Below are 17,437 nucleotides of genomic sequence, written 5' to 3' on the forward strand. Positions count from 1 at the left end.
CTTCAGTAATATTCGAGTAAAGAATACAAAAATTGCCGACCGTATTTTTAGTCGGCTCTTATAGCTCGGCAAAGACCGAAGCAAACGTGAAAACTACTGGTTAAGGGAAAATATGCACAACGGCGTGATGAAGGCATGGCTCGAGTCTTCACACTTGGCTGGCGCCAATGCAACGTATGTAGAGGACCTCTACGAACTGTATCTAAGTGATCCCGATCTGGTAAGTGAGGAGTGGAAACGTGTTTTTGAAGGCTTGCCTAAGCCATCAGAAGAAGTGGCAGAACAACCACATTCACGTGTCCGTGACTACTTCCGACGACTCGCTAGAGAAACAAAGCATTACAATGTCCAAGTTAGTGACCCAGATGTCGATGCAAAACAAGTAAAAGTTCTACAGCTAATCAACGCATACCGTTTCCGCGGGCATGAAGCTGCAGAATTAGACCCACTAGGTCTATGGCAACGCCCAACAGTGGCGGAGTTAGACCCTGCTTTTCATAATCTTACCGAAGATGACTTCGAAGAAACTTTCAACGTAGGTTCTTTTGCTGTTGGGCAAGAAACCATGAAGTTGAAAGATATCTATGAAGCCCTCAACAAAACTTATTGCGGTTCCATCGGTGCTGAATACATGCACATGACTGACACAGAGCAAAAGCGTTGGATTCAGCAACGCCTTGAGTCTGTCGTAGGCCAGCCATCATTCAACAAAGATGAGAAGCGCACATTCCTAGAAGAGCTAACAGCCGCTGAAGGTTTGGAGCGTTACCTCGGGGCGAAATTCCCAGGTGCAAAACGTTTCTCTTTAGAAGGTGGTGATGCGCTGATTCCGATGACGAAAGAGTTGATCCGTCATGCGGGTACAAGTGGAATGCGTGAAGTGGTTATCGGTATGGCTCACCGCGGTCGTTTGAACATGCTGGTGAACGTACTTGGTAAGAAACCTCAAGACCTGTTTGATGAGTTCGCCGGTAAACACGACGAAACTTGGGGTACGGGTGATGTGAAATATCACCAAGGTTTCTCTGCTGATTTTGCGACTCCTGGCGGTGATGTTCACTTAGCACTTGCATTTAACCCGTCGCACCTAGAAATCGTAAACCCAGTAGTCATGGGCTCAGTTCGAGCACGTCAAGATCGCTTGGGTGATAATCAAGGTAGCAAAGTGCTTCCTATCACCATCCACGGTGATTCTGCAATCGCTGGTCAGGGTGTGGTTGCCGAAACGTTCAACATGTCTCTTGCTCGTGGGTTCCAAGTTGGTGGTACGGTACGTATCGTCATCAACAACCAAGTAGGCTTTACGACGTCTAATCCTCGTGACACGCGTTCTACGATGTACTGTACCGATATCGCGAAGATGGTGCAGGCGCCAATTTTCCATGTAAATGCAGATGACCCAGAAGCAGTTGCTTTTGTTACTCGCATTGCATTGGATTACCGTAACGAGTTCAAGCGCGATGTCGTGATCGATCTTGTGTGTTACCGTCGCCACGGCCACAATGAGGCGGATGAGCCAAATGCGACTCAGCCTTTGATGTACCAGAAAATCAAAAAGCATCCTACACCACGCAAATTGTATGCAGATGTTCTGATCGATAAAAATGAATCAGATATCGAGACAGCGACTCAGTTAGTCAATGAGTATCGCGATGCATTAGATCGCGGTGAAGTGGTTGTTAAAGAATGGCGTCCAATGGCGTTGCACTCTGTAGACTGGTCCCCTTACTTAGGGCACGAATGGGATATGGAGTGGGATTCAAAATACGACAAGACACGCCTTATTGAGCTAGGCAATCGTCTGTGTCAGTACCCAGAAAGCCATAAACTGCAAAGCCGTGTTAATAAGCTATACAACGATCGTCTAGCAATGATGACCGGTGAAAAAGCCATTGACTGGGGTATGGCTGAAACATTGGCGTATGCTACATTGGTTGACGATGGCAAGCGTATTCGTCTTTCTGGTCAGGACTCGGGTCGTGGTACTTTCTTCCACCGTCACTCGGTTCTTCATAACCAAACCGATGCAAGCACTTACATTCCATTAGCGAATATTCATGACAACCAAGGGCCATTCCAAGTCTTTGACTCAGTATTGTCAGAAGAAGCTGTGTTGGCGTTTGAATACGGTTACGCAACAGCCGAACCAGGTGGTTTAACTATCTGGGAAGCACAGTTTGGTGATTTTGCCAACGGTGCACAAGTTGTTATCGACCAGTTTATCTCGTCAGGCGAGCAAAAGTGGGCGCGTTTGTGCGGTCTTACTATGCTTCTACCTCATGGTTATGAAGGTCAAGGCCCTGAGCACTCATCTGCACGTTTAGAGCGTTACCTTCAGCTTTGTGCTGAGCAAAATATGCAGGTTGTGGTTCCTTCAACACCGGCTCAGGTGTACCACATGATTCGTCGTCAGGTTGTACGCCCAATGCGTCGACCTCTCATTGTTATGTCGCCGAAATCTTTGCTGCGCCACCCTCTATGTACTTCAACGATTGAAGACTTGGCGGATGGTACATTCCAATCTGCAATTCCAGAAGTAGATGATTTAGAACCAAGCAAAGTGAAACGTGTCGTGTTCTGTGCTGGTAAGGTTTACTTTGACCTACTAGAGCAGCGCCGTAACAACGAGCAAGACGATGTTGCTATCGTGCGTATTGAACAGCTTTACCCATTCCCAATGGAAGAAGTACAAGCAGCAATTGCTCAATACACTAACGTTGAAGACTTCGTGTGGTGTCAGGAAGAACCTCAGAACCAAGGTGCTTGGTACTGTAGCCAACATAACTTCCGTGCCGCTATTCCTGCAGGTGCAAATCTTAAATACGCAGGTCGCCCAGCTTCTGCTTCGCCAGCAGTTGGCTACATGTCGGTGCACTTGAAACAACAAAAAGCGTTGGTTGAAGACGCTCTGAACGTGAACTCAAAAACTTCGAATTAAGAATTAGAAGTTAAAGGAAGAAACAGATATGACAATTGAAATTCTGGTTCCAGATTTACCTGAATCAGTTGCTGATGCAACCGTAGCGACATGGCACAAACAACCAGGCGACGCAGTAGAGCGTGACGAGGTTTTGGTTGACATCGAAACAGACAAAGTTGTGCTAGAAGTTCCAGCTCCGGAAGCTGGCGTTTTAGAAGCTATTGTTGAAGCAGAAGGTGCGACAGTACTTTCTAAACAAATCATTGCTAAATTGAAGCCAGGCGCAGTTGCAGGTGAACCAACTGCAGACAAAACAGAAGGTACTGAAGCATCTCCTGATAAGCGTCACAAAGCTGCGCTTAGCGAAGAAAGTAATGACGCATTAAGCCCAGCAGTGCGCCGTTTGTTGGCTGAACATGGCTTAGAAGCAAGCCAAGTGAAAGGCACTGGTGTTGGTGGTCGTATTACGCGTGAAGATATTGAAGCGCATCTTGCGAACGCTAAATCTGCGTCAAAAGAAGACTCGCCAGCAGTGGTTGACGTGCCGGCAGCGGCTCGCAGTCAGAAGCGTGTTCCAATGACTCGCCTTCGTAAGACAGTCGCTAACCGTCTGCTAGAAGCGAAGAACAACACGGCAATGCTAACGACGTTTAACGAAGTGAACATGAAACCAATCATGGACCTTCGTAAGCAGTACAAAGATCAGTTCGAAGAGCGTCACGGTATTCGTTTGGGCTTCATGTCTTTCTACGTGAAAGCAGTAACAGAAGCGCTTAAGCGTTACCCAGAAGTAAATGCTTCGATTGATGGCGATGACATTGTTTACCACAACTACTTCGACATTAGCATGGCGGTATCAACTCCACGTGGTCTAGTTACACCTGTCCTAAAAGACTGTGACAAGCTTGGTTTCGCTGATGTTGAAAAAGGCATCAAAGAGCTGGCTATTAAAGGTCGTGATGGCAAGCTAACGGTAGACGAGCTAATGGGCGGTAACTTCACTATCACAAACGGTGGTGTGTTCGGTTCACTAATGTCTACACCAATCATCAACCCACCTCAATCAGCGATTCTTGGTATGCATAAGATCCAAGAGCGTCCGATGGCAGTGGATGGCAAAGTTGAAATCTTGCCGATGATGTACCTAGCGTTATCTTACGATCACCGCCTAATTGATGGTCGTGAATCAGTTGGCTTCCTAGTAACGATTAAAGAGTTACTAGAGGACCCAGCACGTCTCCTATTAGACGTTTAATATCGCTAAAACGTCTAGTTATCGTAGGTAGCTAGACGTTAAAAATTTCAATGGCTAGACTAGCTCAACGTTTGGCCTTCATTTGAATCCTTCAGTATGAGAACTCATGATGAAGGATTGATTTGAGAAGACCCTACAGACGTACAAGCAGCCAAGACTGCAGCGTTATGGAAATAATAAATCCCTTAAGGGAAAAACAAACGGAATATCGAAATGAATTTGCATGAATACCAAGCCAAACAGCTGTTTGCAGAATTCGGTTTGCCTGTGCCAGAAGGCTACGCGTGTGATACACCACAAGAAGCTTTTGAAGCCGCAGGCCGTATTAGTACAGCCAAGAAAGTAGTTAAATGTCAGGTTCACGCTGGTGGCCGTGGTAAAGCGGGTGGCGTAGAGCTACACGATACAAAAGAAGGCGTTAAAGAGTTTGCACAGAAGTGGTTAGGTAAAAACCTAGTGACTTACCAAACTGACGCTAACGGTCAGCCAGTAACAAAAATCCTTGTTGAAGAAGCTTCAAATATTGCGAACGAACTATACCTAGGTGCGGTAGTTGACCGTGCTAGCCGTAAGATCGTTTTCATGGCTTCTACCGAAGGTGGTGTGGAAATTGAAAAAGTTGCGGAAGAAACGCCAGAACTCATCCACAAAGCAGCAATTGACCCACTAGTAGGTCCACAAGCTTACCAAGGTCGTGAGCTAGCGTTCAAACTTGGTCTTGAAGGCGACCAAATCAAACAATTCGTTAAGATCTTTATGGGTCTTGGCACTATGTTCTCTCAGTACGATCTTGCTCTGCTAGAGATCAACCCACTTGTGATTACTGGCGAAGGCAACTTGCTATGTCTTGACGGTAAGATCAACATCGACTCAAACGCACTGTATCGTCAGCCTAAGCTTCGTGAAATGCACGATCCTTCACAAGAAGATGAGCGTGAAGCACACGCAGCTCAGTGGGAGCTGAACTACGTAGCACTAGACGGTAACGTTGGCTGTATGGTTAACGGTGCAGGCCTAGCAATGGGTACGATGGATATCGTAAACCTACACGGCGGCAAACCAGCTAACTTCTTAGATGTAGGTGGCGGCGCGACGAAAGAGCGTGTTGCTGAAGCATTCAAGATCATCCTATCTGATGACAATGTGAAAGCGGTACTTGTTAACATCTTTGGTGGTATTGTACGTTGTGACATGATCGCAGAAGGTATTATCGGTGCGGTTAAAGAGGTAGGCGTAAGCGTACCTGTTGTTGTTCGTCTTGAAGGTACTAACGCTGACCTAGGTCGCGAAGTTCTTGCTAATTCTGATGTTGATATCATTGCTGCTGAGTCGCTAACTGATGCTGCTCAGAAAGTTGTTGCTGCTGCGGAGGCTAAATAATGTCTGTATTAATTAACAAAGACACTAAAGTAATCTGTCAGGGGTTCACTGGTGGTCAAGGTACTTTCCACTCAGAGCAAGCTATCGCATACGGTACGCAAATGGTTGGTGGTGTGTCTCCAGGTAAAGGCGGCCAAACTCACCTAGGTCTTCCTGTATTCAACACAGTTCGCGAAGCAGTAGAAGCGACTGGTGCAACAGCGACAGTCATCTACGTACCAGCTCCTTTCTGTAAAGATGCAATCCTAGAAGCGATTGACGCGGGTATCGAGCTAATCGTAACGATTACTGAAGGTATCCCTACTACAGATATGATCGACGTGAAAGTGAAGCTAGAAGAAACTGGCGTTCGCATGATTGGTCCTAACTGTCCGGGCGTTATCACTCCTGATGAGTGTAAGATCGGTATCATGCCTGGTCACATCCACAAGAAAGGCAAAGTAGGTATTGTATCTCGTAGCGGTACTCTAACTTACGAAGCAGTTAAACAAACCACTGACGAAGGTTTCGGCCAGTCTACTTGTGTTGGTATCGGTGGTGACCCAATCCCGGGTTCAAACTTCATTGATATCCTAAAACTGTTCCAAGAAGACCCTGAGACAGAAGCGATCGTTATGATCGGTGAGATCGGTGGTACTGCAGAAGAAGAAGCAGCAGCATACATTAAAGAAAATGTAACGAAGCCAGTGGTTTCTTACATTGCTGGTGTAACTGCGCCTCCTGGTAAGCGTATGGGCCATGCTGGTGCGATTATCTCTGGTGGTAAAGGTACTGCTGAAGACAAGTTCGCTGCACTAGAAGCGGCTGGCGTTAAAACTGTGAAATCTCTAGCAGAGATTGGCCAAGGTCTACGTGAAGTGACGGGTTGGTAATCGACCACACTACTTAATAAGTATTAAAAAGCCTGCGACTTCGCAGGCTTTTCTTTTTCCGTTTCCGTGGATTTATGTTTGTTGTTAGCAAGGTCTTTCGCGTTTAATACTCAATGCGATTATGCTTTGCTTTTAATCAGCTGGCTCAGCATAAATAAGGATGTTGCGCTGATCACTACGGAAGGGCCGGCCGGTGTATCGAAGTGCCATGATAGGCTAAGCCCCATCAGTACTGCCACAGAGCCAATAATGGATGCGAACAATGCCATTTGCTCTGGTGATGAAGAGACTTTACGTGCTGTTGCGGCTGGGATAATTAGGAGCGAAGTCATGATCAACGCGCCAACGAACTTCATACCTACTGCGATTACTACACCCACCATTAGCATTAACACCAATCTAACTAAGTCTGTATTCACGCCCTCAACAGCGGCAAGTTCTTCACTGACAGTGCTAGAAAGCAGTGGGCGCCAGAAGACGTACAAACACGCGCTTACCGCAACAACACCTGCGTAAATAAACATCAGATCTTGTGGAGAGACGGCAAGTAAGTCCCCAAATAGGTAGCTCATTAAATCGACGCGCACGTTTTCCAAAAAGCTAACCGATACTAAACCGATAGAGAGTGCACTGTGTGCCAAGATACCTAACAACGTGTCTGTAGCCACAAGTTGTTGCTTTTGCAGAGTGACAAGCAAAACGGCCAGAGCTAAACAGCAGACGAGTAGCGCAAGGTAGAGATTTACGTTGAGCAAGAAGCCCAGCGCTAGGCCCATTAACGATGCATGAGCTAGGGTATCTCCGAAGTAAGCCATTTTACGCCAAACGACAAATGACCCAAGTGGACCGGCAATGATCGCGATACCAATACCAGCAAGAATAGAAGGTAGGAGAAACTCAATCATGATGGTGATGTCCGTGTTTATGGTGGGAGCATGATATCGCATCACCGCTTACTGGCGTTCCGGATAAATCGTGATGATGGTGCTCATGGTCGTGATGATAAAACGCGAGAGACTCTCTCGCTGCATTGCCAAATAGTGCGATGTAAGAAGGGTGCTGAGTAATAGTGGCAGGTGAACCTGAGCAGCAAACATGGTGATGCAGACAAATAACATCGTCCGTTTTCGCCATCACTAAATGTAAGTCATGCGATACCATAAATACGCCACAATCAAAGCGGTGACGAATGCTCTCAATTAAGTCATAGAGATCGATTTGACCTTGGATATCCACCCCCTGAGCTGGTTCGTCTAATACCAATAGCTGAGGACGTTGAAGCAGAGCGCGAGCCAGTAACACTCGTTGGTTTTCACCACCGGATAAGCGATGCATATTACTATTAAGTAAATGTTCAGCGCCAACAAGCCGTAATGCATCAATGCACTCCTGCTTACTGTATTTTCCTGCTAAATTTAGAAAGCGGGTTACATTCAATGGAAGGGAGTCATTGAGCTTCAACTTTTGAGGAACGTAACCAATTTTCAGTTTTCTTTGTCGGTTCAACTTGCCGCTAGTTGGCTTTTGAAGACCTAAGATAACTTTGACTAACGTTGATTTTCCCGCTCCATTGGGACCAATTAGGGTAGTTATTTTGCCCTTTTCTAATTCCATACTAATGTTATCGAGAACTCTGCGGCCATCGAACTCGACGCATAACTGCTCAAGATGGACTAAGGAAGACATGAATGAAACTCATTTGCAAATCAATAATGTTATAATGTAACATTATCTCACTTTCCACGCCATATCCCAAGTAAAACTATGAAAAGAGCATTAATTCTTGCTGCCTCAGCAATGTTAACACTGCCAGTACAGGCGGTAACGGTACTGACGAGTATCAAACCTATTCAGTTGTTAGTAACAGAGCTTACTCAAGGAGTAACTTCACCAGACGTGTTATTGCAGTCTAACACATCACCCCATGACTACGCTTTGCGTCCATCGGATGTTAAAAAGGTCGCTTCGGCTGATTTGGTTATCTGGTACGGACATGATCTTGAACCGTTTCTAGAGAAAGTTGTTTCGGATAGATCGAATACTTTGACTATTAGTCAAATTCCAAATCTAGAATTGCGTGAATTTGATAGTGAGCACAACCATGACCATGATGGGCACGATCATGGCTCACATGATCCGCACTTTTGGCTAGGTGTAAGCCAAGCACAACAAGTGGCCAAGGCTGTTGTGAATCAACTTGTATCACTTGATCCGGAAAATGCAGCTCAATATCAAGCGAACCTCAAAAAGTTTGAACTCGAGCTAAAAGACACTGACCAACAGATAAAGCAGAAGCTGGCACCAGTAAAAAACAAAGGTTACTTTGTATTCCATGATGCTTACGGTTATTTCGAAGATCGTTATGAACTAAATCAAATGGGGCATTTTACTGTGAGCCCGGAACGCAAGCCAGGAGCGAAGACCTTAATTCAAATTCGTCAAAAGCTAAGTGGTGGAGATGTGGCTTGTGTATTTTCTGAACCTCAGTTTACCCCGGCTGTCGTTCAGAGCGTAATGAGAGGCAGTGATGTCACTAAAGGCGAGCTTGACCCGTTAGGGAGTACAATTGAAGCAAAACCTGGCAGTTACTTTACTTTTCTCAACAATATGGCGAATAGTTTTGAGCAATGCTTGAACAAAAAGTCAGATTAAGTGCTGTCGTAATGTAGGAGTAGTCTTTTTAACGTGATCCAGTAGTAAGAATTACAACCTTTGGTAAGGCGAGCCTTTTCTCAGAAAGTAATTGAGATATCATTACCAATAATTATCAGCTCAAAATAACCGTATCAATCCATGTTTTACAAACGATGAACGGTCACTTTCAGAGCACAAATTGATACAAAAGGTTTTCGTCTTGCTACGCCAATTAGCCCTTGCTCTGTTGGGCTTTGTCTTATCCTACCAAGCATTTGCGCTTCATAATGCAAATGCAATCTTTTACCCTTTGCCAACTCAGGCAAAGGGTACTTTTATCGCGGCTAAAAAGTTGTTCTTGGGTGAAAAGGGCGGTTTGTGGATTCATGACGTACACGGACGAGTCCTGTTTTACGATGGTCAAACTATATTGCCTAAATCAGGTAGCTTCCTACAAACGTCGGCTAAGCAGTTGGCTTATCATAAAGGTGCTTTTTGGACCTTTATTGAAAATGAGGTCTATCGAACTTATCCAAATCAGGAGCGACGTTTAGTCTTTAGTTTAAATCCAGGCTCACAAATAAGAAAAATAGGGTCTTCAAAGAACTATATTTGGGTGAGTGATGGCGCGCATTTCTATACCTACAATATCGACACTAGCGAGTTAAACTCTTTCTCTCTATTGCAGCTCTATCAACATAGTAATAATAGCTACGTTTACATTAATGATGCGGTGCTAGTTGAAACGAAGTGGGCACTAGCAACGACTTCCGGCTTCTATCTTTCTGAAGGTGATAAGTTTGACCATGTCGCTGCCTCAGGTCAAAACTACATTGAGAAAGTCTATTATTCACACACGCGAAGAGAAATTTTGATAGGTACATTGCGTGGCGCTTTAATTTTCAACATTTACCAGCCTGATAAAGAAGTGATTAGAATTGGCGGCTCACATGTTTTGACATTCGCAGAGACAAATCAAGAGTATTGGGTGGGGACAGAGCATGGCCTTTATTTGTACTCATTTTTTTCAGGTGAGGTCACCGAAGTCGCGCCTGCAAGCTTTCTTGAGTTAGAGTTAGATAACACGAAGATTTATTCGTTGTTGAGCGACAATATGGGAGGGATGTGGATTGCGACTAACCAAGGTATTCGTTATTACTCGCTATTTAGTAAAAAATTTGAACGAGTGACCTTTAGTAGTTATGACTCACACACCCTATCAGGACGAATTCGGCAAACTATTGAAGGTCCTGATGGTGCGCTTTGGTTTGCTGATGACCGAAAGATTTATCGTTCAGGAAAGAGTGGGATTAACCAAGTCTTAGAGTTGGAGTCGCAGATCAATGAATTTGCGTTTCAAAACGGCATGCTTTGGCTTGCAACCTCAAAAGGGCTGGAAATATTTGAGCTAAATGGTCTCAACAAGATTACATTTCCTTATTTACAGGTTATGGCTGGACATGCCGTAGAGCATGTGACCGTTGATGGTGATGACCGTCTTTGGGTATCAAGCGGATACCATCTTTACAATGTTGATACTGCTGCACAAAGCGTACGAAACTTTGGAAGTGAGTGGCTAGTAAGTCAGTATTTGCCTGCTAAGGTTACGCGCCTATATGATACTGAAGACGCCCTATTAATAGGCACCGATCATGGCGTATACCAATACAGTAATGACAACATCCAGTTTATCCGTTTTTCAGAAAAGTTTGGTGAATCATTAGACATGACCACGGCGGTTGATGGCAGCCAGTGGTTTGCTTCATCTTATGGTGTGTTTAAAACTGATACACGAAGCGATGAAAAACGTGTTGTTGAAATGAGTGAGCCCAACGCCAGACCTGCTTGCTTGATCAGAGACAGGCAAGGTGTATGGTTAGCTTCCTCTGTCGGTTTAAGCTATTACCACCTTTCGGGTGAGTTAGTGAAACATTACTCATCGTCATCAGGCTTAATGAACAATGAGTTCCTCCCTGGTATTTGTAGCGTTATACAGCAGACAGAAATTGGTGAGCGAGAGCTTGTTCTGGGGTCGAAGTACGGACTCGTAAAAGCAGAAGCATCCAAGCTGCTTGTATCTAATCCCCCAGAGTCTAAGTTTATTGTTAGCCAAGTAGTGCTTGAAAATGAAGTTCTGCAAGTTGGTAGTGCCGATCTGAATGGGCTCACACTGCCATATGGATCTTCGCTGAGTTTTTTATTCGGTGTGATGCCAAAACCAGACAGTCAAAATTTGTACTATCGATTGAACAACGATGACCCATGGCAAACGTTAGAGGGGGGCCAACTGACACTCGAGCACCTTAGTTCCGGTGAATATCACTTGCAGGTCAGTAATGAGTCTCAAGTTGCCACTGGAGTCGTTGGTTTAGAATCTCACTTTATCGTCCTTCATCCTTGGTATCTATCGCGATTTGCTATTTTAGGCTTTGTCGTAGCTAGTATTGCGGTCGTCGCATTACTTGTTTTCTGGCGCTCTCGCTACGTTGTACAGGCTAACCGTGATCTAGCAGCTCAAGTGACTCTCAAAACGAATCAGTTAAGACATCAAAGTAGAGTGTTGCTTACGAGCAACCAGCAATTACGTAAACAGATTCAAGTTAGAAACCTACTCGTAGACCATGTAGCTCTATCCATAAAATCAAGCGTCGACTTTATTGTGGCGAAACTACCTATGCCTCTGGATACTGCGACAGAGGATCATTTGGCTAAAACGAATTGGCAGTTAAATGAACTCAAAAGTGTTCCAAGTGATGTAAGTGGTGGGAGTCAGAACTACAACTTGAGTCAGATAACTCAGTCAGTGGTTGATGTATGGCAAGATGACTTTGCAAAAGCGGGTATTTTGGTAGAGCTAGAAGATGAGAGCAAGCAGAGCCGGGTTGCTCTGGAAAGTTTTAATCTTGATGTTATTTTCAATAGCATTTTTGCCAATATCATCAAGCGCTCTTTCCGAGGTCAAACGGTTAGAATTATGCTAGAAGAGGGACATGATATTGTGTCATTGAGCTTTCTTGATTACGGGACGCAATTACCTAATAAAGTCTCGACTGGGCTTCCATCTAACTTAAATCACTCTGAGTTGAGTATTGACCACCTTGCCCAACTAGTGACAACGAGTGGTGGTTATTTGGCTGTCTTCTCTTCTGATGCTCAAAACAAAGTCGAGATTACATGGCCATCTGCGAAGGAAAGGAGTTATCTGGATGAACCGCAGCAAGAACTCAATCCTGTAACTATTGCAGAAGATCAAGTCACACCAGAGAAAGAGTGGTTGCAAAAAGTCTATCAATTAGTGGCAGAGCATTACCATGATCCTGAATTTGGCACTGCGTCAGCCGCTAAAATGCTGTATATGTCTGAACGCTCTTTACAGAGACGTTTTAAATCTGCCTCGTCAAGAACGTTAAAAGACTATGTCACAGAGGTTCGTTTGGAAACGGCGTGTGAAAAGTTATTGGCGGGTGAGAAAATCAGTGAAGTCGCCTTTAACTGTGGCTTTAATGATCCATCTTACTTTAGCCAAAAGTTTAAGCTGCATTTTGGTTTGCCCCCTTCCAAGTTTGCTTTGACTCAAGAAAGCCAAGAAATTAACTAGAAAACCTTCATTATACGCTCCCTAATTAATAGTTAAGATGCTGGGGAGCTGCATACAGTGCTCTATTATTGCTGCAGTTGCTAACGCAGTAAGTTTCATTGTTTCTTCATCACATCTAGCCTACAAATCCATTCTCAACACGTAAGCACGATCACGTTCTATCTGTTAGTCGCGATGTTCATAGCAATAAGCATAAATGGCTTCAAGAGAATGATTTACTGATAGTTGCAACAAATAAATGACAGTTGTATTGCTGTATCAAAAGAGCGTTGTTCATTTGGGGGAGTGATGGCATGCGACATTCGTGAAAACGAAAACTGTGTTGAAAAGATGGATAAGGTAAAGAAGTTTTGAAAGAGGTGAAAAAAATATCGTGGTATAGCCGGGGGGACTATACCACGGGTGTCAAGGACACCTTCGCTTGCTGCCGGAGTGACATGTTGCCATGCCACCTCTGGAATTTATTAGAGAGGTTGCCCTCTCGATGGAGTAACTATACGAGAGGTTACTTATTTTTCTTATAAAAATAACGCCATGTTTATATGAGAAAAGCGACAACGTTTTGTTTTTTAATTAACCCACTGTTTTAATTTGCATTTTTTGTTTTCTATCTTGGTTTGTGACATTTTTGTTTCGTTAGGTGTCATTTTTAATTGTTAATTTTGACGTAAATAACGAGAGGAAATTTACGAAGTTAACGTTTGAAAGCGTGAAAACATTTACGGAATCTTTGATTTCACACAAGGATTGAAGGGGTATAGGGGAGTAATATTGGCAACCTAAACTTATTAAATAATAATATTTCTCATTAGCAATACTCTTAAGGGCCACTATGAAGTTATCAGAGATTAATCCTGGCGATACGGTGACGATTCGGTTGTTAGATGGTCTTTCATCAGATATCAGAAAGAAACTCATGGTAATGGGGCTGCTTCCCAATACAGAAGTCAAAGTGATTCGACGTGCGCCAATGGGCGATCCTTTACAAGTCGAAGTCCGTGGTGTGTCTGTCGCATTGCGAGAAACAATTGCTCAGAAAATTGAAGTGGAGCGAGTGTAATGCAATATCAAGTGCTAACCGTAGGTAACCCTAATAGTGGTAAAACGACGCTATTTAATGGTTTAACTGGCGCAAAACAGCAAGTTGGTAACTGGGCAGGCGTCACGGTTGAAAAGAAAACGGGACAATTCAAGCATGCTGGGGATGAGTTTTTGCTCACTGACCTTCCGGGTATTTACTCATTAGACAGTGGTAATGATAGTAATAGTATTGATGAATCCATCGCATCGCGTGCGGTTCTAACTCATCCTGCTGATCTCATTATTAACGTGGTGGATGCTACAAGTTTAGAGCGCAGCTTATATATGACGCTGCAACTTCGCGAACTTGGTCGCCCTATGATTGTTGTCCTCAACAAGATGGATGCGCTAAAGCGTGAACGTCAGATGATTAACGTTGCAGAGCTTGAGAAAACGTTAGGTTGTCCGGTTGTCAGTTTATCTGCAACCAATAAAACTCAAGTGGCAGAGTTTAGAGAAAAGCTCCATAAATCCATCGCTCAAGGAGTGCCACTTAAAGAATTGTCTTTGCATTACGGTGAGAAGATGGAGTCGGCAATTCAAACGGTTTCCGCACTTTTTAACGACCAAAACGTCGCTCATCGTGCACTAGCGATTCGTGCGCTTGAAAAAGACACAATGGTGCTCAATAGTCTTTCTGATATTGATAGAAGCAAAGTCTTGGAAGTCATTACGACGTTAGATTTGGATATCGATTTGCATGTCGCGGATACTAAGTACACGCATCTGCATGAACAGTGTAAAAAAGTTCGCCGAAGCGAAGGCAAGTTAAGTCGTAGTGTGACTGAAAGACTCGACCAGTTTATTTTGAACAAGTGGATTGGAATTCCTTTCTTCTTTGTTGTTATGTACCTGATGTTTATGTTCTCGATTAACATCGGTAGTGCATTTATCGACTTTTTTGACATTGGTGTGGGCGCATTGTTGGTTGATGGTGGGCATCACTTGTTAGACGGTCATTTGCCTGTGTGGTTAGTGACGGTTCTTGCTGATGGTATCGGTGGTGGTATCCAGACGGTTGCAACCTTCATTCCGGTTATCGCGTGTTTGTACCTGTTCCTAGCGGTACTTGAGAGCTCAGGTTACATGGCTCGTGCAGCATTCGTACTAGATAAAGTGATGCAGAAGATCGGCCTACCGGGCAAAGCATTTGTACCGTTGGTTCTTGGTTTTGGCTGTAACGTACCGTCAATCATGGCAACTCGTACTCTAGACCAAGAACGTGAGCGTAAACTGGCTGCATCTATGGCGCCATTTATGTCATGCGGTGCTCGTCTGCCTGTATACGCGCTATTTGCTGCGGCATTCTTCCCAGGTTCTGGCCAGAACATTGTATTCGCACTTTACCTACTTGGTATTGTGGCAGCGATCTTCACAGGTCTTTTCCTTAAGCACACGCTTTACCCAGGTAGCAGTGATAGCCTAGTAATGGAAATGCCAGACTATGAGCTTCCGACGCTACAAAACGTGGTGATCAAAACTTGGCAAAAGCTAAAGCGCTTTGTACTTGGTGCAGGTAAAACCATCGTTATCGTTGTTGCTATTCTGAGTTTCTTCAACTCATTGGGTACTGATGGCAGTTTTGGTAATGAAGACAGCGAAAACTCGGTGCTTTCTAAAGCTGCGCAAGTTGTAACTCCAGTATTCGCGCCAATCGGTGTTCAAGAAGATAACTGGCCAGCGACGGTTGGTATCATTACCGGTATCTTCGCAAAAGAGGCGGTAGTTGGTACGCTTAACAGTCTATACACCACGCCAAGTGACGGTGAAGACGCAGAATTTGATCTAATGGGCAGCCTAGAAGAGGCAGTAATGAGTATCCCTGAAAACTTAGCCGGTTTGAGCTACTCAGATCCACTAGGCATTGAAGTGGGTGACTTAACTGACTCAAATGCCGTTGCCGAAGAACAAGAAGTCGATGCTTCTATCTTCGGTAACATTAAATCGCAGTTTGCTTCTGGCAATGCCGCATTTGCTTACCTAATCTTTATCCTACTGTACACTCCTTGTGTGGCGGCGATGGGTGCTTACGTACGTGAGTTTGGTCATAAGTTCGCACGCTTTATCGCGGTTTGGACAATGGGCTTGGCTTACCTATGTGCGACGTTCTACAACCAATTGACGCATTTCGCAGATAGCCCAGTAACAAGTGGTATTTGGATGGCTGTGATCGTAGCTATCTTCTTTGGCACATACCGTGTGTTCAAACAAGTTGGTAAGAAACAAAACGGTGCATTAGAGGCGCAAGTAGCATGATTTTAAAAGAGCTTTATCAATACATTGCAGACAAAGGAACCGCCTCCCAGTCAGATCTGGCTAAACAGTTTGGGATGAGTGAAGATGGCGCCGACGCGATGTTAAACGTGTGGATTAAGAAGGGCAAAATTAGCCGCCTAGTCGACACTAATAAAGCTCATGACGTGACTCGTGTTCGCTACTCAGTGACTAAACAAGATGGTTTGTCTCTGACAGTCACCATGTAGCGACTATCAAAATTAGTCACCTAAAAATTATCACGTAAAAACGACAAAGCCGCATCAGCAATGATGCGGCTTTTATTTTGCTGGTTATTGTTTGTGAATACAGCGAAATTAATGTTCTTCAGAGTGTTTAGTCGCGCCTAACTCTAGGAACTTTAAACCAAGACTTAAAACTAAAATCGAAATAGGTAATGTTAAGATCGTCCAATCTAAGCTGTCGAAGTTAATCAGCACGAGCTCTAAGAACTTCACAAACAAGATCACGATGATGACTTCAGCCAAAATGTTTTTTAGATGGCCGATGTTTGGGGTTCTGATCCAATGCAAAACCGACTGCTCTTGTGTTTTCGCTTTAGCTTTGTTGGAAATAAATAGTGTGTAGATGCCGTGAGCAAAGATGAACAAAACTAGTGCGACAAGAAACGTATCCAGTGACTTGATCAAATAAGCGATCGCGATGTCTGCTTTATCTAAATGTGCGAGTGCTTCTGGAGGTGTTTGATTGAGAATGAAGACCGCAAATGCCGAATAGGTTTTTGCTGCACCCATAAGAAAAAGCAAGAATGAAGCAGCCATAGAACAGATAATGGCGATCCAGCTGACGTATCGGAATGTGTTGAAGACTTGTTTCATGATGACCCTCTCTAACTGAGCTGGTAGTCTAAACAAGTTTTATTTTAGTGATAATCCCAGAAAAATGAGAAAGATTGTTACAAATACGTATTAATCTTTCTCTGTCTATTTCAGCCGTATTCAAAGGCGAATTATTTTCGCTAGCAGTGCTTATGCTTTTTGGAAAATAGAACTCAGTGACAGCACATTTTTAATGCGACCAAGCAATTCGTTTTGCTCTTCTTCTGTACGGAATTCACCTTTGGTGTTACCCCAAACCGGTCCCGGCCATGCTACGTCATCTTTGAAGCGAGCAATATGGTGAATGTGCAGCTGTGGCACCATATTACCTAGCGCACCAAGGTTTAGCTTGTCTGGACGGAATGTTGCTTCCAGTGCTTGGCTTACCGCTTGAGACTCTAGCAAAAACTGTTGCTGTTCTTGCATTGGCAAGTGGTGAAGCTCTTTTAGGTTTGCACGTTTAGGGACCAAGATAACCCATGGCACGGCGTTATCTTTATGCAGAAGCGCCACACACAGTGGGAAGTGGCCGATAACGGTGGTGTCTTTTGCCAGTTGAGGGTGCAGTTCAAAACTCATTATGTT

Annotated in this window: 13 protein-coding genes; 9 read left to right on the forward strand and 4 right to left on the reverse strand. The window is 44.2% G+C overall.

The window, feature by feature from the left end:
• Window positions 1–112: 112 nt before the first annotated feature.
• The 4 genes from sucA (at window position 113) to sucD (ending at window position 6,427) form a co-directional block, all read left to right on the forward strand.
• Window positions 113–2,938: a 2-oxoglutarate dehydrogenase E1 component gene (gene sucA, locus R7E00_RS08845; RefSeq protein WP_005382176.1), complete on the forward strand. Its 2,826-nt coding sequence runs from the start codon at window positions 113–115 to the stop codon at window positions 2,936–2,938.
• Between the two features lie 28 nt (window positions 2,939–2,966).
• On the forward strand, window positions 2,967–4,175 hold the full coding sequence (odhB, locus tag R7E00_RS08850) for a 2-oxoglutarate dehydrogenase complex dihydrolipoyllysine-residue succinyltransferase (protein WP_005382177.1): 1,209 nt from the start codon (window positions 2,967–2,969) through the stop codon (window positions 4,173–4,175).
• 213 nt (window positions 4,176–4,388) lie between these two features.
• The gene (sucC, locus tag R7E00_RS08855) at window positions 4,389–5,555 is read left to right on the forward strand and encodes an ADP-forming succinate--CoA ligase subunit beta (RefSeq protein ID WP_005382179.1); all 1,167 of its coding nucleotides are present in this window, start codon (window positions 4,389–4,391) and stop codon (window positions 5,553–5,555) included.
• Window positions 5,555–6,427: a succinate--CoA ligase subunit alpha gene (gene sucD / locus R7E00_RS08860; RefSeq protein ID WP_005382181.1), complete on the forward strand. Its 873-nt coding sequence runs from the start codon at window positions 5,555–5,557 to the stop codon at window positions 6,425–6,427. Before sucC ends, sucD begins: the two co-directional genes overlap by 1 nt.
• A gap of 119 nt (window positions 6,428–6,546) precedes the next feature.
• On the opposite strand, the gene znuB is transcribed toward sucD, so the two are convergent.
• Both znuB and znuC read right to left on the reverse strand, forming a co-directional pair.
• Window positions 6,547–7,332 (reverse strand): zinc ABC transporter permease subunit ZnuB, encoded by a 786-nt coding sequence (gene znuB, locus R7E00_RS08865; RefSeq protein ID WP_005382183.1) that lies wholly within the window; start codon window positions 7,330–7,332, stop codon window positions 6,547–6,549.
• Window positions 7,325–8,113 (reverse strand): zinc ABC transporter ATP-binding protein ZnuC, encoded by a 789-nt coding sequence (gene znuC / locus R7E00_RS08870; protein ID WP_017634809.1) that lies wholly within the window; start codon window positions 8,111–8,113, stop codon window positions 7,325–7,327. The genes znuB and znuC overlap by 8 nt, the downstream gene beginning before the upstream one ends.
• 78 nt (window positions 8,114–8,191) lie before the next feature.
• Here znuC and znuA point away from each other — a divergent pair, with 78 nt between their 5' ends.
• The 5 genes from znuA to R7E00_RS08895 all read left to right on the forward strand — a co-directional run bounded on the left by znuA (window position 8,192) and on the right by R7E00_RS08895 (window position 16,222).
• Entirely contained in the window at window positions 8,192–9,079 is an 888-nt protein-coding gene (znuA, locus tag R7E00_RS08875; RefSeq protein WP_025998632.1) for a zinc ABC transporter substrate-binding protein ZnuA, read from the forward strand.
• Between the two features lie 202 nt (window positions 9,080–9,281).
• Window positions 9,282–12,659, forward strand: a complete 3,378-nt coding sequence (locus R7E00_RS08880) for an AraC family transcriptional regulator (protein WP_005382189.1) — start codon at window positions 9,282–9,284, stop codon at window positions 12,657–12,659.
• Window positions 12,660–13,491: 832 nt separating this feature from the next.
• Window positions 13,492–13,719: a FeoA family protein gene (locus R7E00_RS08885; protein WP_005382190.1), complete on the forward strand. Its 228-nt coding sequence runs from the start codon at window positions 13,492–13,494 to the stop codon at window positions 13,717–13,719.
• Window positions 13,719–15,995 carry a Fe(2+) transporter permease subunit FeoB gene (gene feoB, locus R7E00_RS08890; protein ID WP_017634807.1) on the forward strand — a complete coding sequence of 759 codons (2,277 nt, stop codon included), beginning with the start codon at window positions 13,719–13,721 and terminating at the stop codon, window positions 15,993–15,995. The genes R7E00_RS08885 and feoB overlap by 1 nt, the downstream gene beginning before the upstream one ends.
• Window positions 15,992–16,222: a FeoC-like transcriptional regulator gene (locus tag R7E00_RS08895; protein WP_171344867.1), complete on the forward strand. Its 231-nt coding sequence runs from the start codon at window positions 15,992–15,994 to the stop codon at window positions 16,220–16,222. The genes feoB and R7E00_RS08895 overlap by 4 nt, the downstream gene beginning before the upstream one ends.
• 108 nt (window positions 16,223–16,330) lie before the next feature.
• Here the strand turns inward: R7E00_RS08895 and R7E00_RS08900 are convergent, their stop codons facing one another.
• Complete coding sequence (locus R7E00_RS08900; RefSeq protein ID WP_005382193.1) at window positions 16,331–16,852, reverse strand: YqhA family protein; 522 nt, start codon at window positions 16,850–16,852, stop codon at window positions 16,331–16,333.
• Between the two features lie 150 nt (window positions 16,853–17,002).
• Window positions 17,003–17,431: an HIT family protein gene (locus R7E00_RS08905; RefSeq protein ID WP_005382194.1), complete on the reverse strand. Its 429-nt coding sequence runs from the start codon at window positions 17,429–17,431 to the stop codon at window positions 17,003–17,005.
• Window positions 17,432–17,437 lie beyond the last annotated feature (6 nt).

Origin of the sequence: Vibrio sp. Vb1755 (assembly GCF_033338635.1) — a bacterium.
Lineage (GTDB): Bacteria > Pseudomonadota > Gammaproteobacteria > Enterobacterales > Vibrionaceae > Vibrio > Vibrio alginolyticus.